At 42.9% G+C, this 25,117-nt stretch carries 19 protein-coding genes and 4 riboswitches; of the genes, 3 read left to right on the top strand and 16 right to left on the bottom strand.

What is annotated here, in order from left to right; translation table 11 throughout:
- Nucleotides 1-17: 17 nt before the first annotated feature.
- On the bottom strand, nt 18-716 hold the full coding sequence (gene cobI / locus V6C17_RS06000; protein ID WP_333521640.1) for a precorrin-2 C(20)-methyltransferase: 699 nt from the start codon (nt 714-716) through the stop codon (nt 18-20).
- A 410-nt stretch (nt 717-1,126) separates the two neighbouring features.
- Nucleotides 1,127-2,059 (bottom strand): sirohydrochlorin cobaltochelatase, encoded by a 933-nt coding sequence (locus V6C17_RS06005; RefSeq protein ID WP_333521969.1) that lies wholly within the window; start codon nt 2,057-2,059, stop codon nt 1,127-1,129.
- Between the two features lie 425 nt (nt 2,060-2,484).
- A riboswitch (cobalamin riboswitch) is annotated at nt 2,485-2,667 on the bottom strand.
- A 298-nt stretch (nt 2,668-2,965) separates the two neighbouring features.
- On the opposite strand from V6C17_RS06005, the gene V6C17_RS06010 reads away from it, so the two are divergent.
- Genes V6C17_RS06010 through V6C17_RS06020 form a run of 3 tightly spaced genes read left to right on the top strand, consistent with a single transcriptional unit; the run spans nt 2,966 to nt 5,406 of the window.
- A complete protein-coding gene (locus tag V6C17_RS06010; protein WP_333521641.1) occupies nt 2,966-3,217 on the top strand; it encodes a FeoA family protein in 252 nt (83 codons plus the stop codon).
- A gap of 15 nt (nt 3,218-3,232) precedes the next feature.
- Nucleotides 3,233-4,006 (top strand): FeoB small GTPase domain-containing protein, encoded by a 774-nt coding sequence (locus V6C17_RS06015; RefSeq protein WP_333521642.1) that lies wholly within the window; start codon nt 3,233-3,235, stop codon nt 4,004-4,006.
- On the top strand, nt 4,003-5,406 hold the full coding sequence (locus V6C17_RS06020; protein ID WP_333521643.1) for a nucleoside recognition domain-containing protein: 1,404 nt from the start codon (nt 4,003-4,005) through the stop codon (nt 5,404-5,406). Before V6C17_RS06015 ends, V6C17_RS06020 begins: the two co-directional genes overlap by 4 nt.
- A 44-nt stretch (nt 5,407-5,450) precedes the next feature.
- Here the strand turns inward: V6C17_RS06020 and V6C17_RS06025 are convergent, their stop codons facing one another.
- The 14 genes from V6C17_RS06025 to V6C17_RS06090 form a co-directional block, all read right to left on the bottom strand.
- Complete coding sequence (locus V6C17_RS06025; protein WP_333521644.1) at nt 5,451-5,888, bottom strand: metal-dependent transcriptional regulator; 438 nt, start codon at nt 5,886-5,888, stop codon at nt 5,451-5,453.
- A 160-nt stretch (nt 5,889-6,048) separates the two neighbouring features.
- Nucleotides 6,049-9,780 carry a magnesium chelatase subunit H gene (gene bchH / locus V6C17_RS06030; RefSeq protein WP_333521645.1) on the bottom strand — a complete coding sequence of 1,244 codons (3,732 nt, stop codon included), beginning with the start codon at nt 9,778-9,780 and terminating at the stop codon, nt 6,049-6,051.
- Nucleotides 9,781-9,976: 196 nt separating this feature from the next.
- A complete protein-coding gene (locus tag V6C17_RS06035) occupies nt 9,977-11,905 on the bottom strand; it encodes a TonB-dependent receptor plug domain-containing protein (RefSeq protein WP_333521646.1) in 1,929 nt (642 codons plus the stop codon).
- 372 nt (nt 11,906-12,277) lie between these two features.
- Nucleotides 12,278-12,456, bottom strand: a riboswitch (cobalamin riboswitch).
- Nucleotides 12,457-12,540: 84 nt separating this feature from the next.
- Nucleotides 12,541-13,245 (bottom strand): energy transducer TonB, encoded by a 705-nt coding sequence (locus V6C17_RS06040; protein ID WP_333521647.1) that lies wholly within the window; start codon nt 13,243-13,245, stop codon nt 12,541-12,543.
- Nucleotides 13,246-13,249: 4 nt separating this feature from the next.
- On the bottom strand, nt 13,250-13,660 hold the full coding sequence (locus V6C17_RS06045; RefSeq protein WP_333521648.1) for an ExbD/TolR family protein: 411 nt from the start codon (nt 13,658-13,660) through the stop codon (nt 13,250-13,252).
- Complete coding sequence (locus V6C17_RS06050; RefSeq protein ID WP_333521649.1) at nt 13,647-14,294, bottom strand: MotA/TolQ/ExbB proton channel family protein; 648 nt, start codon at nt 14,292-14,294, stop codon at nt 13,647-13,649. The genes V6C17_RS06045 and V6C17_RS06050 overlap by 14 nt, the downstream gene beginning before the upstream one ends.
- A 17-nt stretch (nt 14,295-14,311) precedes the next feature.
- On the bottom strand, nt 14,312-16,183 hold the full coding sequence (locus V6C17_RS06055; protein ID WP_333521970.1) for a magnesium chelatase subunit D family protein: 1,872 nt from the start codon (nt 16,181-16,183) through the stop codon (nt 14,312-14,314).
- A 21-nt stretch (nt 16,184-16,204) separates the two neighbouring features.
- Nucleotides 16,205-17,236 (bottom strand): ATP-binding protein, encoded by a 1,032-nt coding sequence (locus V6C17_RS06060; RefSeq protein ID WP_333521650.1) that lies wholly within the window; start codon nt 17,234-17,236, stop codon nt 16,205-16,207.
- Nucleotides 17,237-17,331: 95 nt separating this feature from the next.
- Nucleotides 17,332-18,570, bottom strand: a complete 1,239-nt coding sequence (locus V6C17_RS06065) for an ABC transporter ATP-binding protein (protein WP_333521651.1) — start codon at nt 18,568-18,570, stop codon at nt 17,332-17,334.
- Nucleotides 18,567-19,568, bottom strand: a complete 1,002-nt coding sequence (locus V6C17_RS06070; RefSeq protein WP_333521652.1) for a FecCD family ABC transporter permease — start codon at nt 19,566-19,568, stop codon at nt 18,567-18,569. The genes V6C17_RS06065 and V6C17_RS06070 overlap by 4 nt, the downstream gene beginning before the upstream one ends.
- A 57-nt stretch (nt 19,569-19,625) precedes the next feature.
- A complete protein-coding gene (locus V6C17_RS06075) occupies nt 19,626-20,570 on the bottom strand; it encodes an ABC transporter substrate-binding protein (protein WP_333521653.1) in 945 nt (314 codons plus the stop codon).
- A gap of 1 nt (nt 20,571) precedes the next feature.
- Complete coding sequence (locus V6C17_RS06080) at nt 20,572-21,540, bottom strand: TIM barrel protein (protein WP_333521654.1); 969 nt, start codon at nt 21,538-21,540, stop codon at nt 20,572-20,574.
- 41 nt (nt 21,541-21,581) lie between these two features.
- Nucleotides 21,582-23,477 (bottom strand): TonB-dependent receptor plug domain-containing protein, encoded by a 1,896-nt coding sequence (locus tag V6C17_RS06085; RefSeq protein ID WP_333521655.1) that lies wholly within the window; start codon nt 23,475-23,477, stop codon nt 21,582-21,584.
- A 201-nt stretch (nt 23,478-23,678) separates the two neighbouring features.
- Nucleotides 23,679-23,860: riboswitch (cobalamin riboswitch) on the bottom strand.
- Nucleotides 23,861-23,876: 16 nt separating this feature from the next.
- Complete coding sequence (locus V6C17_RS06090; protein WP_333521656.1) at nt 23,877-24,713, bottom strand: sirohydrochlorin cobaltochelatase; 837 nt, start codon at nt 24,711-24,713, stop codon at nt 23,877-23,879.
- 166 nt (nt 24,714-24,879) lie between these two features.
- A riboswitch (cobalamin riboswitch) is annotated at nt 24,880-25,064 on the bottom strand.
- Between the last annotated feature and the right edge of the window lie 53 nt (nt 25,065-25,117).

A 25,117-nucleotide genomic window follows, 5' to 3' on the forward strand; every position in this document is an offset into this window, starting at 1 on the left:
CACTTCTTCCCGCAATGTTAACTCCGGCGTGATAAAATTGTTGATAAATAGTTGATTTTTTTATCATCAGTGCAGCTTAACTCACGAACCACTTCCTCGTCTGGCAGACCGCAGCGGCTGATCATTACAGCCTTATCTGCAAGATTATGACGGTTAAGCTTTTCGACTATTTCATTGTAGTTTTTATAAACTTTCATTAATACTACGTTATCAGACATATTTAAAGCCTGCTCTAATTTTTCCTCTTCGATTGTAGCAGGAATAATGCTCAAAATATTATTACCTTCCACAAGCGGATAGCCAAGCTTACTGCCAATTGCACAGAATGCAGTAACTCCAGGAATTGTTTCAATTGGGTATCCTGAGTGTTCCAGCAGCCTAAATACATAGATATAGGTACTATAAAACATTGGGTCGCCTAGTGTTAAAAAAACTACTTTTTTGCCTTCTTCTAATAATTCAAGGATGCTGCTTTTATTGCTTTCCCAAGCTTCTGTTAAAATCTCGGTATCTGAAACCATCGGGAAAACCTGGGTCATAATCTCGACATCTGGCTTCAAATAAGGGCTGGCAATAGACAGGGCTACACTTCCCTCTTTCTTTTCAGTCTTTGGCGCTATAATGACATCTGCTTGTTTGATAATTTGAATCGCTTTTAATGTTAGAAGCTCTGGATCTCCTGGCCCTACACCTACACCGTAAAAAATACCTGACATAATTACCTCCCATAATAAACAACGCTAATGCGAATTTTGTTTAATCACAACAGTTTTAGCTGAGATTAAGTCTTATTGAAATTGGAAAAACCGCAAGCGGTATTTATCCACCGCGGCTAGGAATATGCCTTATAGTAAATTTCTGCAAGGCATATTCCTAGTCGTTCAATTTATAAAAGCTGCAAGGATAAAGTAAGACTTAATTCAGAAGGAGTCTTATTCTGAATTTTAGCCGAACTTATCCAGGAACCTAGCCGCTATTTACTCCCACTTGCAAGTCAAGGGAGCGTATTAGAGCGGATTAGTTATCGGATAAAAAACCCAAAATTAAGTATACCATTAAAAACACAAAAAACCCTAGGCAGTCTCGAAAAAAATTTCGAGACTGCTGTAGGTATTTGTCTAAGGATTTATTTATCAGATGAGTGCTTTGCTTTATATAAGCCCCAAATAGCATCTCTTACGTGCTGTACGTAGATATCCTGTATCGCACTGTTCTCACCTAAGCCATGAAGATATGTGCTGACTTGGTAACCCTCAGCAATCAGCTGACTTTTCCATGAATCTTCCTCATCACCAGCCATATCATTGTTTGCATGATCTCCTGCAACAAGCATAAGCGGCATTAAAAGCACTCTTTTGACACCCTGTTCTTTTAGTCGAGTTTTTACATCATCAAAGCTCGGGGTATCACTTTCTTCAACTACTCCAACTGTTGCACTAAAACCTGCACAATCTAGCTGCTCTTGCAATTTAGCGTATGCAACATTATGTTTATGAGGTGAACCGTGCCCCATAAACACTACTGTGCGATCATTCAACTGGAGCATAGGCATTTGTTTTTTTAATGCGGCAGCCGCAATTGCGAAATCATTTGGTGTTCCATTCTGGCCATCAAACGTTAAAAGAGGACGTCCGATAGCTATCTTATTGAAAGCTTTGCCATATTTATGAACTACCGCAACAACCTTGTTTTCATATTCTTCACCAGGAGTCAAATGAGTTGTTTGAACAATAACTTCTTTATATCCTTCTTTTTGCAGTTTTGCTAAAACTTGATCTAAACTATCCACTTGAATTTTTCGTTCAGCTAATCTCTGCATTACTATTTTGGAAGTAAATGCACGGTGCACGTCATATTCCGGGAAATTTTCCTTGATTTTATTCTCCACACTTTCGATACATAACTCACGAGAATCATCGAAAGTTGTACCAAAGCTAACTACTACAATAGCTTTTTTATAATCTGCTGCCTCTACTTTTTGTGCACCAAATACTCCTATTCCTAACAACACAGTGCAGATCAATAAAATACTTAAACTTAATTTCATTGAATTTTTCATCACTTGTTCAACATCCTTCCATTTACTTATATTTTAATTTTAAAAACTTAGCCAACGACTGAAACCAAAACCTCCTCGAAATTAATTATCTAAATGAATAGTGTTGTAAAAAGGATGTCCCTTAACAGGACAGCGTCGCGTTCCCAGGCGCAACCACATCATATTATTTGAGCAATGAAAACTCAGTACGATCAATCGTATAGAGTATAAGAAAGGCATGATTTATAGCCAATCTTTTAAATCTGCCATAAACCTTAGCGATTCTTACATAATCAGGAAATCATTCATCTCCTGATTATGTAAAAAACCTCCCTTATGGGAGGTTTTTGTCCATCGAATATCAATAGAAATCCCAGCTATTGTAAATAGCTGGGAAGATGATACACATGTGTGCAAAATCCCCTTCCCCATCGCTCGTGAGTATAACGGTGATTGACATATAGGCAGTTCTCCTGGCTCTGGATCATCGCTCGCTCAAGCCTTCCCAAGACTTTTGTCTCAGTGGCATATTTTGAGTTTGCTCTCCCATTACAGTGGCGGGACCGCGCCGGCATTTAACCGAACTTCCCTATTAAGCCCTTTCGGGCACCTATACCGAAATTATTTAATTATCAAAATGACGGTTGTCATTAAGTTAATGTTAGCACTTAACCACCCTCTAGTCAATATCTGCTAGAAAATAGTTGCCCTTGTGTAACATTTATATTTAGTACTTCATAGCATACAGCATAAAAGCAAAATGTTAGCCTCAGTTAATGAAGTTGTATAGAGTTAACTTAGATAGGCGAAGCTAATTTTTTTTAGCCTAAATTGTTACCTTAAGCTAACCATGTTGTACTGAGCTAACTTAGATGTTGTTTTTCAAAAATAATTTTTACATTAGGTAATGTATAGGAGGATTATAACATGAACAGCAAGTCAGAGGTTATTGCTTTGTCATCACTAGCCGCAGGAGAATGCTGCTGGGTTGCAGCTATAGAGATACACGGACTGCTCAGGAGAAGAATTCTTGATATGGGTATGGTTCCTGGCACAACTGTAGAGTGCATCCGCCGCAGCCCTTCAGGCGATCCTATTGCTTATAAGGTTAGAGATTCGATTATTGCGCTGCGGCACGATGACGCAAGCAATATTAAAGTATTTACATCTAATAATTAGTGGGAGGGTTTAGTTGTGGTCTTTAGCACAGAAACACAGCAGCGGGTTCTCCGCGAACATTTCGGTATCGCTTCTGCAGCAAATCAGCTGATCATTGCTCTTGCCGGCAATCCAAATGTAGGGAAAAGCACAGTATTTAACGCTTTAACAGGCTTACGTCAGCATACTGGTAACTGGCCTGGTAAAACTGTTGACAACGCCCAGGGTACTTTTACCTATCAGGAGCAATCGTTCTTACTAGTTGATCTGCCTGGCACTTATTCTATCTTGGCTCATACTGTTGAAGAACAAGTAGCTCGCGACTTCATTTGCTTTGGCCGGCCGGACGTTACTCTGGTTGTGCTTGACGCTACCTGCCTGGAACGTAACCTAAATCTAGCATTGCAAATTATGGAGATTACACCGAATGTAGTTGTCTGTGTTAATTTAATGGATGAAGCCCGTAAGAAAAACATTAGAGTTAATATCAAAGCACTGGAGAAAGAGCTAGGTGTGCCTGTTGTGGCAACCGCTGCCCGAAATAGCGAAGGACTAGATGAACTCCTATCAGTACTGTACCAGTTTGCTAATGGTAAACTTAAGCCCTGTCCAAAACGAATCGACTATTCACCTGAGGTCGAAGCCGCAGTTGAAACAATTTTACCAAAAATCCAGCGGCTTATTGATCATAAATTAGATCCGCGGTGGGTTACCCTAAGATTATTAGACGGCGATCAAGGCTTTATTGAAAGCATTTCACTGCACTTGGAACTAAATCCCCTCCAGACGCATAAGGAGGCTGCCGTATGAAAAACGTTGTTAGACCCATGACAACTTTAGCTGAAGTCTGCATGGAGGCGGATTCTATCCGTCTTCAGAATAATAATACTATAGGCGATAAAATTGTTACTGATATTTATGCCAATGCTGAAGCTATTGCGCAAAAAGTTGTAACAAAGCCGCCGGCAGCAAAATCTCTGGATGCTCGAGTCGACGATATTCTTACTTCGCGAATTTTTGGCTATCCAATTATGCTGGCTCTATTAGGAGCAATACTTTGGATTACTATTGAGGGAGCTAACGTACTTTCACAAATGCTTGCAACTGCGCTGTTCGGTTTCCAAGATGTTCTCACTGGTTGGTTTGAAGCTCTTCATGCCCCCGCTTGGGTGCATGGCGTATTGGTACTAGGACTATATCGCGGATTGGCTTGGGTCATATCAGTAATGCTGCCGCCAATGGCAATTTTCTTCCCCATGTTTACCTTATTAGAGGATTTAGGCTATCTACCCCGAGTAGCCTTTAATCTTGATCATGTCTTTAAAAAATGCAAGGCGTGCGGTAAGCAGATACTTACTATGTGCATGGGTTTTGGCTGCAATGCTGCTGGCATTGTATCATGCCGAATTATTGATTCACCACGCGAACGGTTAATTGCCATCCTGACCAATAATTTCGTCCCTTGTAACGGCCGTTTTCCCACGCTCATTGCTGTAGCGGCTATCCTCGTTGGCGGAACCTTCGCACAAGAATACTCAACACCAATTGTTGCCCTAATGATTACAGGGTTAGTAGTACTTGGAGTTTTAATAACTTTTGCAGTTTCCTGGCTGTTATCGCATACCCTTCTAAAAGGTGAAGCCTCATCAATGGTTCTAGAACTGCCGCCTTACCGCAAACCACAGTTTGGTGCTGTGCTGTATCGTTCCCTAATTGACCGGACTATATTTGTCCTCAAACGAGCCATCATTATGGCAGCTCCCGCTGGGGCACTAACTTGGATTTTGGCTAATATCTACATAGGCGAAGCAAGCGTTATCGTTCATCTTGCCAATTTCCTACAGCCTGTTGCATACGCTATCGGTTTGGATGGGTTTATCCTGCTGGCCTTCATATTAGGCCTGCCAGCTAATGAAATAGTTGTTCCAATTCTGCTGATGAGTTATCTGTCAACAGGTTATATGATTGAGGTAGATTCTTTAGAAGAACTACACCAAATTTTTATCAACCACGGCTGGACCTGGCTTACAGCACTATGCACTATGCTGTTTTGCCTGTTGCACTGGCCTTGTACCACTGCGTTGTTATCGGCCTACAAGGAATCTGGCAGCGCTAAGTGGACCTTCCTAACTTTTCTCATCCCAACTGCAGCCGGCTTTGCTGTATGCTACCTTGTCGCCCAAAGTGCGCGACTGCTAGGTCTTGCTTGAAATTTGTAATGCATAAAATAGAGGAGCTATATCAGCCCCTCTATTCATTCATCAATATCAGATTGCTCAACTTCTGGTAATTCAATAAACTCTAGGTAACGTTTATAGATATCAGGATTATTCTGCATAAACATCCCCAAATATTTAAACTGATCAATTGTAGTATTAGAAAGATAATGTTCAATTGATTCAGCTTCGGCAGAAATGTCACAATTAGCTCTAATCAGCATTAGGAATTCTTGCACAGTCTGATTACGCTCAATAAGAAAGCTTCCCTTTTGCTTCCCTTTATCAGTTACACTGATCAAGCCATATTTCTGATGAGTGATATAACCGTATGTGATTAATTTACGAAGGGCCTTAGTAACAGAGGGTGAAGACACGCGAAGTTTGCGGCTTATATCAGTTACCCTTACCGTTCCTGCAGTAAGCGATAAACGATAAATCTCTTCTAGATAGTCTTCTAAACTTGGTGAAAGCATAAGGCACCTCCTACTCAAAACTAATATATTTTATGACTTGTAAGGCTAAAAAAGACTACTTATTATAAAAATATAAACCAGAAGAACACTCTCTTTGGCTGAGTGTTTCTTCTGGTTTATATAGTCATTTTTTGCTCGAACCCGTCGAAATGCGTTACCGCTATTCTTCCATTTCCCCTTCAAGATCTAAATAAAGGCGGCGCAATTCAGCAAGTTCTTTTTCACTTGCTTGCCAGTAGCCACGCTTGCTGCATTCCAACAGTCGTTCTACCATGCTGTAATACGCCCAGCGGTTATTTTCCGTAAGCCTTTGAGACATCTGAGGATCAGTTACATAGGTTTGATGTAATTCGGAAAAAATCCAATTATCGACTTGATTTGTAGTTGCGGCCAAACCAAGAATGTTCTCAAACCTATCATTTATATTCTGGCCCCCATGATAGGAATGCTCCAGCATGGCGTCAATCCATTTGGGATTTAGCAAACGGGTCCGCACTCCTCGATCAATTGAACGATCAACCGTTTCAGTTTGGATTTTTTCGCCGGTCGTATCAGTTATATAAACCTGAGCTTTTGTTCCTTTGGCCCTTTCGACTGATTTAGACAAACCACCAAAATATTCATAATAGTGGTCGAGGTCTGTAACCTCATATTCATGATTGCTGCGAACCTGAGAAACAAGATCTACCCCTGCCAGATGAGTATTTAGCAGCCCTTGAACAGCTTTACCACGAAAGGATTTGCTGTATACATGCTGCAAACTATTAACATAGGTTTCTGCCAGCAGGTTTTCATCAGTCCAGTTTTTCAGCTCAATCAATTTGGAGACTTTGGTTCCGTACTCAGCTTCCGCTGGTCCAAAAAGACGCGCTGCCGATAATTCTTTTGCAGTTTCTTCATCATAACCTTCTGCTAACAACTTATTAAAAACCTTAGCGGCGTTTGCTTTTAAATAATTATCCTCATCAGCTTCATTTAAGTCCGCGATTTGACAGAAAAGCTCGTGCAGGTCGTCTATCAGCATGGGAAACATGTCCCTAAAGAAGCCGCACATATTGACTACAACATCTATACGGGGACGTCCCAGTTCAGACTGAGGAATAATTTCATAGCGTGCAGCAAACTGATTTTTCTTGTTTATTGTTCTAACTCCAAGATAGTGGAGAATTTGTCCTAACGTTTCACCTTGGGTGCGTGATGTCTCCAGTCCCCACAAAACTACAGCCGCGCTTTTCGGATAGCCCCCGTTTGATTTTCTATACTGCTCTAAGGTATTCTTGGCAATTAGAGAGCCCCGCGCCATGGCTGCTGCACTTGGCACCTGACGCGGATCAAATTGGTACAGGTTGTAACCAGTTGGAAGTACAGCTGGATTTCGTACCATATCGCCAGCTAATCGCGCCGGCAGATAGCGTCCGGCGAGAATTCGCGTAAGTCCAGACTCTTCCTGACAATTCAAGCTCGCTTTATAGGCATTATAGCCGTACTTTAATACCTCTAGATAGCTTTCCTCATTCTTACCAGTGCTGTGATCTTGCCTAGGCACTTTGCCTGTGCGGACATATTCATCTACAATTTGAGCAGCAGTTTGATCCAGCTTACTGAGTACTCCCACCTGATTTGCTGCCAGCAGCATGTCATAATCTATGCCTTTGTTTTCAGCAATAAGTCTTTGCAAAGACGGAAGTTCGCCCCGGTCATATCGCAGCACAAATTTCATAAAATTGACCGCAGCATCAGAGTCCATACCTTGTCCAAAAATATGCAGCCCTTGCGGAATAAGTGACCGGCGCATGCGAAACAACTCTTGTTCAAGACCATCTAAGTCACAAGGAAGATGTTGTAGTCTGGCCTTTCTCTGAATTAATTCATCTAAGACAACTATTCTTCCCGGATCAAGTATTTTTGCCTCTTCTCTCTGTTGCAGCAGCCCCTCCAATTCCGCAAGTTCGCCATAAAGCTCACTTTCAGTAAAACCGGGAGATTGATAACTAACAAGTGACGCATGGGAACGCCGTTTGGCAATCATAGCTTCCGCTGGATTGCCAGCATAATATAAGTATATGTGCGGGATATCCGAGATCAAATAGTCCGGCAGGCATGCACCGGACATGCCACACTCTTTTCCGGGCAAGAATTCCAGCGTACCGTGCGTACCTACATGCACAATTACATCAGCCTTGAACTCCTCTTTCAGCCACTGGTAAAAAGCAATATATTGATGGTGTGGCAGTAAGCCTTTGTCATGATAAAGTTTATCCGGCTGCTCATGAATACCGCGTGTTGGCTGAAGGCCGACGAAGATATTTTGCCAAACACATCCTGGAATTAACAAATCATTATCTTCAGTCATGATTTCACCTGGTGCTGAGCCCCACTGCTGCTCGAGCTTTTCTCGCCATACAGTACTGCCTAGACGGTCACTATACGTCTTACTTTTATATCGAATAAAAGGTACATTAGCTGTATCACCCATCCAGCGGCCGGAATTAACCAACTTACCCGCTGTAAAAGTTTGTTGCAGTGTTTCAGCTGAGACTTCATCTACCATATACCCCTCTCGTTTAAAAAGCGCAAGGATTCTTTCCACAGATAAAAAAGTATCCAAAAAAGCGCCACCAAAGAGATTATCTTCACCAGGAGGATAATTGTAGCAAATAACCGCTATTTTCTTTTCACAAATTGGCTTGCGACGCAGCTTAATCCAATTTTCAATTCGGGCGGCAACCTTATCGGCACGCTCTTCAATAAGCTTAAGTTCATGCAGCTCAATATTAAGCTCTGCATTATGGGTGGCTGTACCAAGGGCACCAATCGGTACCGTTTCGATACACCCGTCCAATTCGGGCAGCATAACCTGAATAAGAAACTCGGCACTATTAATACCCTGAGCCGATTGTTCCCACTCACTAACTTCTCGCCGCGACATAAAATACGGATGCATTACCGGAACATCTAATTCTTCTAGAAGTCGAATGGCTTCTTGGGCATCACCACCCATAGGTCCGGCCCCCAAACGGAAAGCAAGAAAATTCACCACTAAATCGACTCGCTTACCGGTTTGATTTATCAGTATATCCTTAAGTGTTGCTAAATCTCGATTAGTTGTACGGGCAAAAGCAACCGGCAACACATTGGCAAAGGGCTTCAACTTCTCAATAAAAGCCGCTACACACCCCCGGGTCCGGTTTGGATAGCTGTGACCATAAAATAATATTGCGATTGTCGGCTTATCTTCATCATAACCCTCATGGCGGCGATAGGCTGCTACATTGGCATAATAGCGAGAGATACGCGGCTCTAAAATGCCGGTATCGTCGATAATAATCGGTTCACGAGGTTTTGGGAATGACCGGATACCGCCATAGTCTCTTCCAATAAGATAGAGCATATTACGGATATTTTCTTCTTCAGCATTCTTCCAGTACTTGATAATTTGGATATAGTTTTTCATGTCTTTAAGCTTGCCAACAGGAAGTACTTTTCCCAAAGTTTCGGCTAAGTTCATCATCTTGGTCATAGCCTCGGGCGAAACACGCCCGCCAGAAGTCATGCCTGCTCGCATATCCTTACCGGTAAAACTGCCAAGCCGCAATAGCGAACGGATTTCTTCATTATCGCCCCCAAAGGGAACAATATATCCTTTACAAGTTTGGCAAGCCAAAAATACCAGCTGCTCATATTCTCGCGAAGCTCCCATCAAGTCTAGAATAATACAGTCTGCCTCAATAATCGCATCTTGAATTCGCTCTGCCTCCTCTGAATCGATATGTTTTGCTGCATAAAACAACTTTATTTCCAGACTGCCAGGAAATGATTTCGCTATGTCTCCATTCACATAAGCTAAATCGGCTAATCCGGCATTAGAGACAGATATTACTACTAATTTCATTTACTTTACTCCTTTACCTAACTCATCGATATATTTCCGGCACACCATTTTTGCCAAATATAAAACAACCTCAAAGTAATGAACACGGGATTAAGCAAATAGATGCTAATTGATAGGAAATGGACATTCTTGTTTTGTATATCACGCAGACTAGACCATGCCGGACTACATAGCTATCCGACATGGTCTTCTGTTGTTAAAACGAATGCTTCACGCCAATCTCAATGGTACGAGGCGCTCCGTAAAAATATCCGGACATTGACGACGGCGTACTTTCTGTAGTTACATCATGACGATTCAATACATTCCTCACAGTAGCAAAAACCGTGGTCTCAGGCTGGGCTTTATAGTTTACCGTCAGGCTGACCGGGAAAGCAGGAGGAGCGTCATTGGCTCTGTCCGTTATATAATTAGCTGACAAGTTAGCCGATACCTTATCCAGCGTATAATGAAGTCCTAGTGTTCCTTGAACTCGACTGTACAGACGGCTCCAATTTCTATTATAGTAGGCTTGCGGATTACTGACGACGCCGCCAACCGTATAGCTAAATTTGTCGGATAACTTATCTTCCCAGCTGACCTCCAGCCCTTGATTTCTATATTGATCAAAGTTTTGATACATCTTAGCAGCCGTACTATCTGTTTCGATATAGTCATTCATATCAAGCACAAAATAAGTAGCTTTTACTGCACCTGTTGCAATTTGTTTTTTCCACCCGGTCTCATATGACCATCCACTTTGCGGCTTGAGATTAGGATTGCCGGTAAATCTGTCGCTTGTCACATACATTTCGGTCAGTGTCGGCAGGCGGAAGGCTTTTCCGATATTAACAAACCAGGAGCTGCTTTCACCGATTTTTTCATTGTACTGCAGTTGTGGCAGCAATTGAGTATACTCTTTTCCCTGTTCGGCCTCCGTCTTTTGCCCGCGCACACCGAGAATAATTTTTCGTTCATCGTCAATCTGATGGGTCGCTTGTGTGTATAAAGCAATTACATTCCGCTCAAAAGGACCGGTCTGTTGATTGGTGATAACCGGACTAGCAGGAGCTGAAGCTTTTGTCATTATTACTTTGTTTTGCTCATATTTTTCGGTCTCCAGCGTTATTCCAGCCAGATACTTATTATTTCTGACCTCCCATTGCTTATTAGTATCCAGTCCGTATTTTGCTGTCTTTAAGTTTGTATGAACATCAGCCTTCCTAGGATAACCACCCATGGTGGGTAAAGGAACGCTGCCATCATTATTGCGGGTATAATAGTCTATTTCCCTAAAAGCACCATATACGTTAGCCAGGAGTGTATCATCCTGATACTGAAACGAGAAGCGATCCACACTCTCCTGGTCATTGGAGTACTGCTGGCGATTATTGGTGGATAAGCTTATATCTTCTTTATTAATATCGTCCTTGCTATGCGTATAATTCATCACTAGTTTATCGGTAAAACGATAGGCTCCGTTGAGGCTAATTTTTTCCGAGCCAGTATAGTTGGTGTATTTAGTCGAAGTTGAAGTAACATTCCCAGTCTCCCCACCCTCGACCAGACTTCCGCTGAAGGCCAGCTTACCCGCCTGAAGGTTGAGGCTATGGCTATGGCGGCCAAAGCTGCCGATAGAAGAGGATATGGAGTTATCTACCTGTTTCTTCGTAATGATGTTAATTACACCGCCAAACGCTTCGCTGCCGTACATAACCGAACCTGCACCACGAATTACCTCAACCTTCTCAACGTTTTCCAAGAGAATGTTATCAAGCTGAAATAAACCGTTCATATTAACAGGTGCTCCATTAACCATGACAAGCGTTCCTTTTTTCGCGCCCCGAATAACAATTTCGCTGCTCATTCGTCCGGCAGATTGTCCATAAGGTCCTTGCGAATACATATTAATGCCTTCAATGAACTGCAATGCATCCGCGACGGTTAATGCACCCGTTGCTTTTAACTCTTCGCCTGTTCTAACGGTTACGCTTGCAGGTGTATCTAAATCCTTCATTTCCGCTCGTAAAGCAGTAATCACTAATCTATCCAGACTAAATTCCGACTCTGCCGCCTGTGCACTCGGTAGCGCTAAAAACCCAAAAGCTAACGTAGTACAGATAATTCTTGTTAATTTGTTTTTCATAAGTCACTCTCCAATTAATTTAAGTTTTTTTATTTACATTTTTCGTAGAAGCAATGTGCAATTTGCAACCGCCGCCAGGGTTAAGCGTCTACTGGAATTTAAGAAAGCAAAAACCTCCCGACCTTTGTCGGGAGGTAAATAATCATGCTGAACTAAACCAGGTTATGGTCTGCCCTGCATAATCCCCTCCCCATCGCTCGTGGGTCTAATGGTGATTGTTATATAGGCAGTTCTCCTGACTCTGGATCATTGCTCGCCCAAACCTTCCCAAGACTATCGTCTCAGTGGCAGAGTATAGTATTCGACCCTAATCCTGTATAATATGGCGGTATATTTTCTGCAAGACAGCGTTGTCGTCAATCGGCATACTATTCAAGTATGCCTCATTCCGCCGCCTTGCCTTGCAGAAAATCTCCTCACCATTTTTCTTACAGTCTTAGAGTCGACACTGTACTTTGGGTTTACTCCCCATTACAGTGGCGGGACCGCGCCGGCTTTAAACCGGACTTCCCTATTAAGCCCTTATGGGCACCTATACCAACATATGTACTTATATACATTTGAGTATTATCATGACAGGCAGTGTTTTAACTGCAACTTCTTCTGTAACCTGACCTGGTTTATCATTTAATTATTTAATTCAGCTGAAATACTATTGGCAAGGTTGTAACACAACCAATATTTCTGCCGGTTTCCCTGTCTTTTGCAGGGATAAATCGCCATTTTTTTACTGCCACAATCGCAGCATCATCTAAAGCATCATAGCCAGATGAACTATAAACGACAACATCACCTGGACGACCATTATCATGAACTTGAATCTTTAGGATAACTGTTCCCTGCTGTCCGGCGTTTCGTGCACTGGATGGGTACTGTGGTTCAACTTTACTTAAAATACCTGGCGGCGATATACCCCGTTTCCCGCTACCTGTATCGGCAGAAGGACCGCTTCCTCCACCGCTGTTGCTGGTTGCACTACTGCCACTGCCATTTTCCACAGAATAATAATTGCTTAGCCCACCAGAGGGTTTCACCGCTGTTACCTGGACTTCGGCAGCAAGTATCGACATGGCTTCTGCCACAACCTGGGGGTTTTGGGTCTCAGTTGTTGGCAATGCAACCGGTATAGACTGTGCTGCAGCTGTCGCTGCAGCAGCCGACTGACTATGGACAGCCAAATCTTTGCTACCAGGCGCAGCCAGCTCCAATTCAATTAGTTGTTCAGTAACCACTGGGGGTTCAAACATCGGCCAAGCGAACCAGCCCAAGCCTAGCAAGAAGAATATATGAAATAAACAAGATAATCCTACGGCACGGCGCCATCTAGTACTTGTTGTCATTTACCTACCTCGCCTTCAGCTCTGCCGCAACCGCTATCCGGCGTGCACCGGCCTGTTTCAACTGATCAAGCACCTCAATTACATTTCCATATTCCACTTTTTTATCGCCCCGCAAAACAAACACATTATCTGGCTGTTTTTGAAGTTCTAGGCTTATCCGTTTTTGCAGCAAATTCAAAGGAATTTCTTCCTGCTCAAATATTACCTTTCCATCGGGAAGCACGGTTATATTGATACTGCGGTTAGTATCATTTTGGGTGGAGGCGGCCTGCGGCAGATTTACCGGTATGGTACGCTGTTCCACCATATACAAGGTACTCATCATAAAAAATACCAGCAGAAAAAATATAATATCAATCATGGGAATTATCATTAATTGCGGCTGACTATCGATGCGTAAACTACGCAATTTCATGAGCTTCCCTCCGCACCTGCTTTTTTTTGGCCAGCCGGATAACCAAGAGTGCAGTAATTTGCTCCATGTCAGTAATCAATTTATCCAACCGGTGCGAAAAGTACACATGAGTAGATAGTGCCATGACTGCTACAACCAGCCCGGCAGCAGTTGCAATAAGAGCTTCACCAACGCCGCCGGTGATTGCCATCGGCTGACCTGATTGCACGTTAAACACACTAAATGAATTAATCATACCAATAACAGTTCCCAAAAGCCCCAAAAGCGGCGCCATAGTTACGATAGCACTAAGAAAACTCATGTTTTCACGTAAACGCGCCGCTGCCAGCATTGACCCGGCTGTCATAGTATTTTCCACCTGTTCGTCTCGCTGGTAGGCGTGCAAACCTTGAGCAGCCAAATTGCTAACAATACCTGGAGTTTGCTCACAAAACTGCAGTGCTTCAGTCAGCCGCTGACGCTCTAATAGCTGCTGCAGTTTTTCTATAAAAGCCATCATATTTACATTGCCATTGCGATAGTATAAATACCTTTCGACCGCAATGGTCACCACAATTAGTGAGCATAATGCCAGCAGATACATAACTGGCCCACCCTTGTTAAACAAACTTACGCATTGTAATAATAAGTCCATTTTAAATCTCCTTTAACTCAACGCAAATTATTGACAATCCTTATGATACTTTGCGTTGATAGTTCTTCTATCTTACAGTAAGCTCCGCCAAGCTTTTGCGCGATTTTTTCCGCAATACCTAGTTTTATAAATTCATGTTCGGTATCAATGATCAAGCTGTGAACTCCAGCTGTCCCAAGCTTACTCGCCACTTCGAAAGCTGCATTAACCGCATCTGATTGATTTCTGCTACTATTTGCCCGCCCATCTGTGACTAGTACCACAACTGGTTGCCCATCTTTATCCCGTCGTTTAAGAGCCTGTATAACCTCTAGCGTCATGGTCAAACCAGCGGCAAGCGGAGTTTTCCCACCTGTAGGCATATGCTTTAAACACTTTTGAGCCAAATCCACACTGCGGGTCACTGGCAGCAGCAGTTCGGCCTGATCACGTCGGAAGGCAATCAACCCCACCTTGTCCCTTTTTTGATAAGCATCTTGCAGCAGGGCTAAAACTGTCCCCTTAACGGCTTTCATCCTTTGTCGTGCCCCCATTGAGCCACTGGCATCAACAACAAACAAGAATGTGGTCCCAATATGTTTTTCGCGAATTTTTTTCCGCCAATCTTGTCGATATATGGTCAGAGCGCAATTCCCTCTCGGTCTTGAACGCTGGTAAGGTGCAGCGGCCCGTAAAGTCGCATCAAGGGCAAGATCAGTAAAACTATCCGGTCTATTCTCAACCCTTACATAGCGGCCTAGTTTCATATCAGTTCTAGTAAGACTACGTTTGCCCGTTCCTTGACGGGCAATTCTATCTCTAGTATTAAAATCCAATTTACCGATTGTCAAAGGCATACCAATATCGGCAGTATGTTCAGCCGCGGAGCTATTATGATTACCGTCTTGCTGATTTTGTTCGTTTTCATGAAATTGAGTCTGTTCCAGTTCAGAATAACCATGGTGTTCGGTGTGACACTGCCGTTGGTTTTGGTTTCCATCATCTTGTTCTCCAGCCGGCTCGTTCTCTTTCGGCTCAGATGGCTGGACTGAAGGCGAATCGGCCATTCTTTGCTGCTCTATACGATGTGGCAGCACTAATTTAGCGGCTGCTGCAACATCATCTGGTGAAACAAAAAGCCGCTCAGCTAGCGCAGCAATGGCTTTGGCAGCTTCTACCAGGAATAATTCTGCCCGATGACCAGCAGACTGAGCTTTGCAGCATTGTTGTACAGTCAGTTCTACCATAGCTTCTGATAATTCTACATAGGGGAGCCGTTGCTTTGCAGCAGCAAGTTGCTGCTGCAAACACAAAGTTTCTGCTTGAAATTGGCGATTAAAACCAGCCGGATCGATTTCATAAGCCAAAAACCGGCGAATAATCTGAGCACGCAACGCAATATCCTGCTCTCCCACAACATTTACAACCATTCCAAAGCGATCAAGCAGCTGCGGCGGCAGGCTTCCTTCCTCAGGATTCATACTTCCTATCATGATGAACCGTGAATTTTGGCAGCATGAAATACCTTCTCGTTCAACAATATTTGTGCCGGTTGAAGCTGCATTTAAGATTCCGCTTACAATTTCACGCCGAAGTAGATTGATTTCATCAATATATAAAATGTTATTATCAGCTTTTGCTAAAATACCAGGTGCCACTGATTTAACGCCCTGTTTGATGGCTTTTTGAATATCTATACTGCCAAAAACCATGTCCTCAGTGGCATTAAGGGGTAATTCAACAATGCTAATACCTTCGAGCAGATTAGCAAGACCGCGAACTAATGTCGATTTTGCGGCGCCTTTTACACCATTGAGCAGCAAACCACCGGCTTTTGGATTCACTGCTGCAATAAGCAGAGCCTGTTTAACTTGCTCTTGTCCTACAACTGCCGCGAACGGAAATACCATTCTCCGCACTATAGTTGCCTCCTATAACTGATGTTCATCGAAGACTGTCTCGATTTTATTCCAATCTAATACCCCATCTTCAAATGGACGCCTGCGCATTCGGTGAGGCAATGCCATCCGGGCAGCCTGCTTTATATCGTCAGTATTTACAAAAGCACGCCCTTGAAAAGCAGCCATGGTCATGGCTGTCTTAATTACCGTGATATCAGCCCGATGACCATCTACTTCTAGGGCTATAGAAAGCTTTGCCGTTAGCAGCAATAAATCATCGGGTAACTCAATCTGAGGCAATAGCTTTCGGGCTTTATTAATTTGCTCAGCTAGTTGCTGCTGTTTCTCAGCATAGTTAGAAGCAAATTCCGCCTGATTTTGTTCATAAGCCAATCGGCGTTTTATAACTTCAACCCGTTGTTCAGGTGCATGTTCGCCTTTAACCGTTACCGATAAAGCAAACCTATCTACTAATTGGGGGCGAATATCACCTTCTTCGGGATTCATTGTACCCACCAGGACAAATTTAGCCGGATGTGAGTAGGAAACTCCTTCCCGCTCAACCGTGCTAACTCCCATTGCCGCAGCATCTAACAGCACATCAACAACATGATCATCCAGCAAGTTTATTTCATCCACATATAAAATATTGCGATTTGCATCTGCCAATATCCCAGGTTCAAAGCGCTTTTCGCCCTCTTTTATTGCGTGTTCAATATCAAGAGTACCTACAACCCGGTCTTCCGTAGCGCTTATCGGCAGTTCAACGACACGCATTTTTGCAAATTTGCTGTCTGCTTTTTGATTGGAATTTTTTCGGTCTATACAGTCCGCACACAAGTTTACCATACTGTTGGGATCACAATGAAAACGGCAGCTGCTAAACACCTCCATTGGTGGCAGCAAGTCTGCCAAGGCTCGCACAGCTGTCGACTTAGCTGTACCTTTTTCCCCTTTAATCAGTACTCCACCTAGTGAAGGATTGATTATATTCAAAATTAAAGCTAGTTTCATATCATCTTGGCCAACAATGGCCGTAAATGGATAAATGGTAGTATTCATTTCTTCCTCCCAATGTCTTTTAACAGACTTTCAAATAACTACGGCATCTCTAAATCGACTTAAGTTGCTCATTATCCAGCATCTCAAATATGGTATTACCTAAGAGGCAGCTGAGCTGCTAACTGCTCAGATGTTATAACAGTTGTATTTGCTTTCTTCACTAGCTCTCTATACAGATTAGTTGCCTTTCCTCCACTATAGTCACGCTGTTCGATAGGCGTATCTTCAAGTATTATTAACTTCTTAGCCTTAAAGGCTGCTCTAAGATTATCGAGATTAAGATCGCCAAAACAAACATTGGTCAATATGGTGAGGTCAGCTTGAGCAATTTGCTCTCGATGCTGCTCGGCAGACTCTTCAGCAATAACACTAAAGGGCGGAATAAATATACCGGGTATTTTAAAGGCTTTGGCCGCTTCGGCATCGGCATCGCCTTCAGCTAACACTCCGCATGTTATATTGCAGCCACGCTCATATAATAGCCGCAATACAGCACCAGCAGTACCACCGCCGCCAATAACATGAACCTTCCTTTGCGAACATACGCTGTCATGCGCAGCATAAGTATGCAAGTCTAGCGCACCAGTTACCTTGTTGGTAAAAACAGCAGCCTGCATACCATAGGCAGTCTTCAAGTTTTCTTCCGTAATAACCTTAGACGGCACTCCATCAGCAACAATACTGCCTCCGGCTATAAGAATCAGACGAGAGCAGAATTTAGCGGCTAGCTTTAAATCATGGGCGACTATCAGCATAGTTTTTCCCTGACTGCACATATTCTGGCAATAGCGAAACATTTCTTCCTGATACACCAAATCCAAACTGGCTGTCGGTTCATCCAAAAAAACCAGCTGAGTTTGCTGCGCCAGCACCTTCGCCAAAAGTATCCGCTGCCTTTGACCTCCAGAGACACATTCAACTGGTGTATCAGCCAAATCAGATACACCGGTAAACTTCATAAACTCGAGGGCAATTTCAATATCCTGCTGACGCTCATTCTGCCACCATTTCAAATGTGGATACCGCCCTGCGAGTACTAGCTCTAAGCCAGTATACCCAAAGCCGATGTTAAGCTCCTGCTGCATGTAAGCAACCTGCAGTGCCAATTGTTTGTCCTTTAAACCGGCGATATTTTGACCATATAGACGTATCATTCCGTCAGCCGGCGGTAAAAGGCCGCGCAGACACCTTAGCAGCGTACTTTTGCCAGCAGCGTTAGGACCGATTATGCCAATAAACTCCCCAACATTAGCTGAAAAACTAACGTCCTGCAGAATTGTTTTCGAGCCCAGTACCACTTTGAGGTTGTTAACATCTAATAGCTGCTGATTCATGCCGCACCCCTTTCTTGCTTCAATTTATGAAGCAAATAAAGGAAGTATGGTGCGCCAACAAGGGCCGTCATAATACCGACTCTTATTTCTGTCGGCTGAATTAATACCCGCCCTACAGTATCACAAGCTACAAGAAATATGCTTCCCGCCAAAGCACTTGCTGGAAGCAATATCCGATGATCCGGTCCCAGTAAAAGCCGCATAATATGCGGTACAACAAGACCAATAAAGCTGATTGTCCCACTTACACATACTGCCGAAGCGGTGGTAACTGCCGTGATAAAGAGCAGCAGCAGCCGGAAAAAGAACACCGGGACGCCTACCGACCGTGCTTCTTGGTCACCTAAAACCAATATATTTATATGTCTTGCTAATAAACAAAGCACGAAAATTCCAATGATAATCGGACCAACAGTAAGGTAAACGTGTTCCCAGCGCCGATAATCCAAGCCTCCAACCATCCAAAATAAAAACTCGCGCAACCGTTGTTCATTCAGCAGCGTCAAAATTCCTGAGGTAATTGCTCCCATGAACATACTGACAGCAATGCCTGCCAGCAGTAAAATCATTACAGGAATTTTGCCATCTCGCATTGCCAGCAGAATAATCAACGCAATAGCCAGTAAAGACCCCGCTAGTGCTAATAACGGCATGTAAAAAAAACTCTGCGAAGTAAGCCCGAGGGCTATGGCAATAACAGCTCCCAGCGATGCCCCGCTAGATACGCCGATAATTCCCGGATCAGCTAAAGGATTACTGAATATTCCCTGCATTACTGCCCCCGAGATACCTAGTGCCGCGCCCACTAAAATTCCCACTAGTACACGCGGCAAGCGAATGTACCAAAAGACTGAGTGCTGCTCTGGTGTCAAAAACACCTCGGCAGCTCCGGGAGCATTGAGTTTAGCAGCAATTGTTCCTACTATCTTTATAAAAGGCACAGTAACCTGTCCAATAGATAAAGAAACAAGCGCTACAATGCCCAGTAGAACACTCATTGTTATAAGGAATACTCCTTTATCATGAATTTTTCTCATACTCCAGCCTTTCTTATGCTATTTATCCTGCGGATATGCGGCATTGGCAATATCTCGTATTCCGTATACGATATATTGGGATGAGCTGTCCTGATACTTGCCATCAGCCGCAACTAAGCGGTCATTTTGTATAGCTTTTACAGCCTGCAGACCAGGATCATTTCTTATATCGTCATAATATTTTTTCATATCTGTTTTGCCGCTGTAATCCCATGTTGGCATAATAAATACATCGGGATTAATCTGCACAATTTGTTCCTTAGATAGAATGTCATGGCTATTTAAACATGCCAGCGATGCACCATTATTAACCCCGGCTAGTTTGCACATATCCTCAAACAAGCTGCCTTTGCCATCAGTTCCGCCCATTAAGGTAAAACGAATTACAGTTTTGCGCTCGTTATGAGGAATACTATGAACTCTTTCAGTAACAGCGGCTAGCTCTCTGTCCATTTTAGTAATAACCGTGGTGCCCCTTGCCTCTGCGCCCAACACCCGTGCTAACTCGGTAATTGACTGTTTAACTTCCTCGATATTAGTTGGAGTATGATATACATATACATTAACCCCAGCATCTCGTAGTATTTGGATAAGTTCGCCGGAATGCCAATCTGGGATAAGGACTAAATCAGGCTGCAGTGCTATTATTTGCTCAGGATTGGCCCTGACTTTATTAGCGACAAGCTTGGCTTGCTCGGTTATGCAGGATATGTTCGTATCTTCAGAGATAGCACTCAAAGCGGCAATGCGTTCTATTGGTACTAAATCAACCAGTATCTCATCAGTACCAATTGACAGCGAAACAATTCGCTGGGGCTGACCGGGAAGCTTTACTATATATCCTTGATAATCTTTAAACTCATAACCCCACTGCCCTGGCGTTAGTCCTGATTGACCTCTATTGCAGCCGCTTAGCAGTATGACCAGCAGCATAATTATTAAGAACCAAAATAACCGCCGCACTTTAGCCCTCCTTGTTACATCCCAGCGCTTGCTGTTGGGTGAAAATTTTCTGCGACCAGCCAGTTAAATCTTCGTTAATAAACTCATGTACTAGATACTTTGGTTTTATATAGTCTACAAGTCTCTTAACAGCACTTGTTCTAAAAGGTAAATGCTGATCAATTTTCATTACGTGCTCCATCACATCAGCAACTGTAATTTCTCCAGTCACTTGCTGTGCTTGACTGTTTTTTAAATATTCACCGGAAAGCGAACAATGCAGATGTATTCCCTTTATAGACTCACAGTAAACTCCTAAGTTTTCCACCGTCTTGATAATATAATCGACACCGTCTGCTTCGGTTTTAAGGGCAGGGTTAGTATTCATCAGATGTCCAGTGTCCAGCATAATGCCAACGTTACGATGCTTAACACTATCGAGCAGTTTAGCTGTCACCGCCTTATCCAACAATGTAAGCCCCGGCCACCATAAATTCTCAAACAGCAATTCCATACCTGGTGGAATATCCTCCGCAAGAGCATTGACAACCTCTATAACTGCGTTGATAACTTCATTGTCATCTGCACTAAAAGACCATTTAAATAATTCAGCTGTTTTGGCATGGCTAACATGAAAAACTATATATTTTGCTTCGGCCGCCTTAGCTCGGCGAATATTCTCGCGAAATGTCTCCAGCCATTCCAAAGGGTCTAGAGTACCATAATAAGCTTTTATGTCAGCTTCATTGGTAAACTGGCGCAGCAGTGCTTGCTTATCGCCCCGCCAAAAATCCAACCAGCATGGCCAAAACATAAGATGCACGCCATGTATCCATTCTTTTTTATGAACTCGTGCATCCCATGGCGCACATATCATCATTTCGACTCCGTCTAGGTGATGATAGTTCAGAAAAGCCCGTAAAAGCTGCGAACTATCTCTTATAAGTTCTCTATCGGAACTATAATTGGATAAATTCACAAGTTGAAGCATGTGTATTTCCTTTTCATATATTTAATCAACTCTGGCCGAACCTATATCACGGCCCTGACGCCTAACAGGAAGCTGCGCCCGCCGTTAGGATATCCTGCAACGCCGTCATAGTAAGCATCAAAGATATTATTGACAGTTAAAAATACGGTACGACTATTGTCTAATTTATAATTGATGTTTGAATCCCACAGCCAATAACTTTTCGCAATAAATTGGTTATAATCGTAATTTTCCCGCCTCATTAACGCCGTCCCCTTAATGTCGGCACTAATTTTATCCTGTGAATATAGAACGCCAACATTCCAGGTCTTATCCGGTACTTTTGCATCTTTTTTATAATCGCTGTCCCCGCTCTTATTTTGGATATTTAGATAACTGAAACCGACGTAGCCTTGCAGTGCCTGGTTAAAGTTTTTACTTAGCTGCAGTTCAATACCTTCAGCTTTCCGCTTATCTACGTTGGATGGCACCCAATGCTGATTATTGGGAACTGTACTAATATCTTTCCAGGCAATAGCATCATCTAATTTACGATAAAAGTATGTAAATTTGCCGCTAGTAGTGCTATCAAACTTATGCTTAATCCCAAAATCACTGCTCCAGCCTGTTTCTGGTTTAAGATTTGGATTTCCATCATAGGTATAGGTTGTAGAACCCCAGGTTTCAACTGAGTGCGGCCAGTATAAATCATCGAAACGCGGGGCATTGAATACCTCCCCCCAAGATACATAATAGGAGGTCTTATCGCTCACCTTATAGTTTAATGAAGCCTGAGGGGTAGTTTGATTACCATAAACGTCATGGTTGTCATAACGGACGCCTAGAACGACCCCGACTTTATTATTCAAGTCCCATTTGTCCTGAACGTAAAGTCCTGTCAAGTCTGTCTGCTTATTACCATACTCGGTGCTTTTTATTTTATCTTGACGCCAATCTAATCCGGCAGTAAACAAATGCTTATCAGTAACTTTATTATCTGTCTGATAGTTAAAACCTGACACTGTAACATCATGGCCAGCACCATCATAACGACGGTTATTAGTATTCTGATAATATCTAGCTTGATAGCCATTGTCGTCATCATTACGATTTTTATATGCTAAATCCCAATTATTTTGCTGGGTTTTATCAAATTTTTGGGCAATCGCATTGCCTTGGCTTTCATCCCTAAAGTATTCATACGAAAAAGTCAAATCACCATCATTTATTTTTTGATCTAAACGTAAGGTATAGGCATCCTGATCAGAACCTGTATGGTTTACGGTTTTACTATTCCCATCACTATAGTTGCCGATGTTTCTAATATCCGTGCTAAAATACCAGCCGGAATCACCATGCCGCCCCTCATTAGTCAAGCTGATACTGCTGCTATCCCAATTGCCGCCTGCTACTTTCAGTGTAGTCTCATTCTTTTCTCCCTGTTTGGTAATGATGTTAATTATACCGCCAACTGCATCGGCGCCGTATAAAGCTGATTTACCGCCTTTTACTATTTCAATCCGCTCAATATTTTCTATTCCCACAAAGCTGGATAATTTGGCGGTTGACATCCCAAAGCCGCCAATCCCATTAGGTAAATTCATGCGCCTTCCATCAATCATCACGATAATCTGTTCACTGCCATTGATAAACGCGGCACTATTGCTGCCAGGTGTTCCATAGCTTCTTACATGTATACCTGGTAAGTGCTGCAGCACCTCGCCTAGATTACGATAGTTTCCTTTTTCTAGCTGCTCACGGCTGATAATTTCTACGTTGGCGGCTGTCTCGGAAACTTTTGTTGATATCCGATTGGCTGTTACCACCACTTGATCCAGATAGAACTGCTCTCCCCCCTCTTGGTTAGCATAAGTAGTTGGCATGCTTTGCAACAGTATTGTACTGCCTAAAATACAGGTATAAATAATATTTTTAGTCAAACTTATCTTTATAGTCACTTTTCTTCCTCCTGATTTTAAATTTGTATAATTATTAACATCCTCACCCCAGCAGCAGTACTCAAACAAAAAATCTCCCTCCAATAGAGAGGGAGATATACAAATAAGTTTACCTATAAAAATCCCGGCGTATAAATACGCCGGGACGAAATAAGCACACCAAATAGTGTACAAATCCCCTCCCCATCGCTCGCGGGTCAAACGGTGATTGATATATAGGCAGTTCTCCTGGCTCTGGATCATCGCTTGCTCAAGCCTTCCCAAGACATTTGTCTCAGTGGCATCATTTGAGTTCGCTTCCCATTACAGTGGCGGGACCGCGCCGGCATTGCACCGGACTTCCCTATTAAGCCCTTGCGGGCACCTATACCAACATTTATTTAATTGTAAATAACTTACTTAGTGCTTATGACAGCAATGTCCTGCCGGTTTTTCCATGGCTTCCTTTAAATGCTGTACATAAATATCCCCAATAGCTGCATTTTCACCTAACCCATGTAAATATACATCTACTTCGATGCCTGCCATATTCAACTGGGCTTTTGCCGAATCGTCCTCATCCCCAGCCATATCATTATATGCATGATCTCCTGCAACCAGCATAAAGGGCATTAACGTTACTTTTCGTACTTTGTTCTTTTTGAGTTTTTCAATGACTGTATCAAGTTCCGGAAACCCTTCAACAGTATAAAGAAAAACATTATTCAGACCGGCTTGTGCGAATTTCATCTGTAGAGCAGCATATGCCGCATTAGCCGGATGAACTCCTCCATGCCCCATAAAGATAACTGCTTCCTTCTCATTTAATGCCGGAAGCTGATTTTTAATGGCATTGATAGCAATTAAATAGTCGTCAGCGTGATCTTCCTGCCCCATGTAGTAAAGCAACGGACGTCCAAGAGCTATTCTGTCAAATGGCTTGTCCTTGACATGAGCGTACTGTACAACCATTCTTTTAATCTTCTCATATTCTTCCCCTGCGACAACGTGAAGGGGCTGGATGAATACCTCTTTATAACCCTCAGATTGAAGCCTCGCCAACGCTTGTTGTTCAGTATCAATCTGAATACCATCACGCTCACTCAATCTTCTGATAACCATTCGGGACGTAAATGCTCTGCGCACTTCATATTCTGGGAAGGCCTCCCTGATTTTATCTTCCACACTTTCAATATTTAGCTTCAATGCATCTGTATAGGTAGTACCAAAACTAACAACTAAAATGGCCTTTTTCATTTTCCCAACTCCTTTATTAAACAAAGAAATCTCCCTACCTTAAGAAGGGAGACATGCATAGCAGTATATCCTTATAAAAATCCCGGAGTATAAAAATACACCGGGACGAAATAAGCACAATAGCAGAAACGCTGCGCAAATCCCCTCCCCATCGCTCGTGGGTAAAACGGTGACTTATATATAGGCAGTTCTCCTGGCTCTGGATCATCGCTTGGCCAAACCTTCCCAAGATTATTTATCTCAGTGGCATATTCTTGGCTTTACTCTCCCATTACAGTGGCGGGACCGCGCCGGTATTACACCGGTCTTCCCTATTAAGCCCCTTAGGGCACCTATACAAATATATGAAATTTTTCACTTATGTGTAGTATTACATGCGATTATCCGTTTGTCAATCAAAAAAG

Source organism: Dendrosporobacter sp. 1207_IL3150, from assembly GCF_036763085.1.
Lineage (GTDB): Bacteria > Bacillota > Negativicutes > DSM-1736 > Dendrosporobacteraceae > JBAIYU01.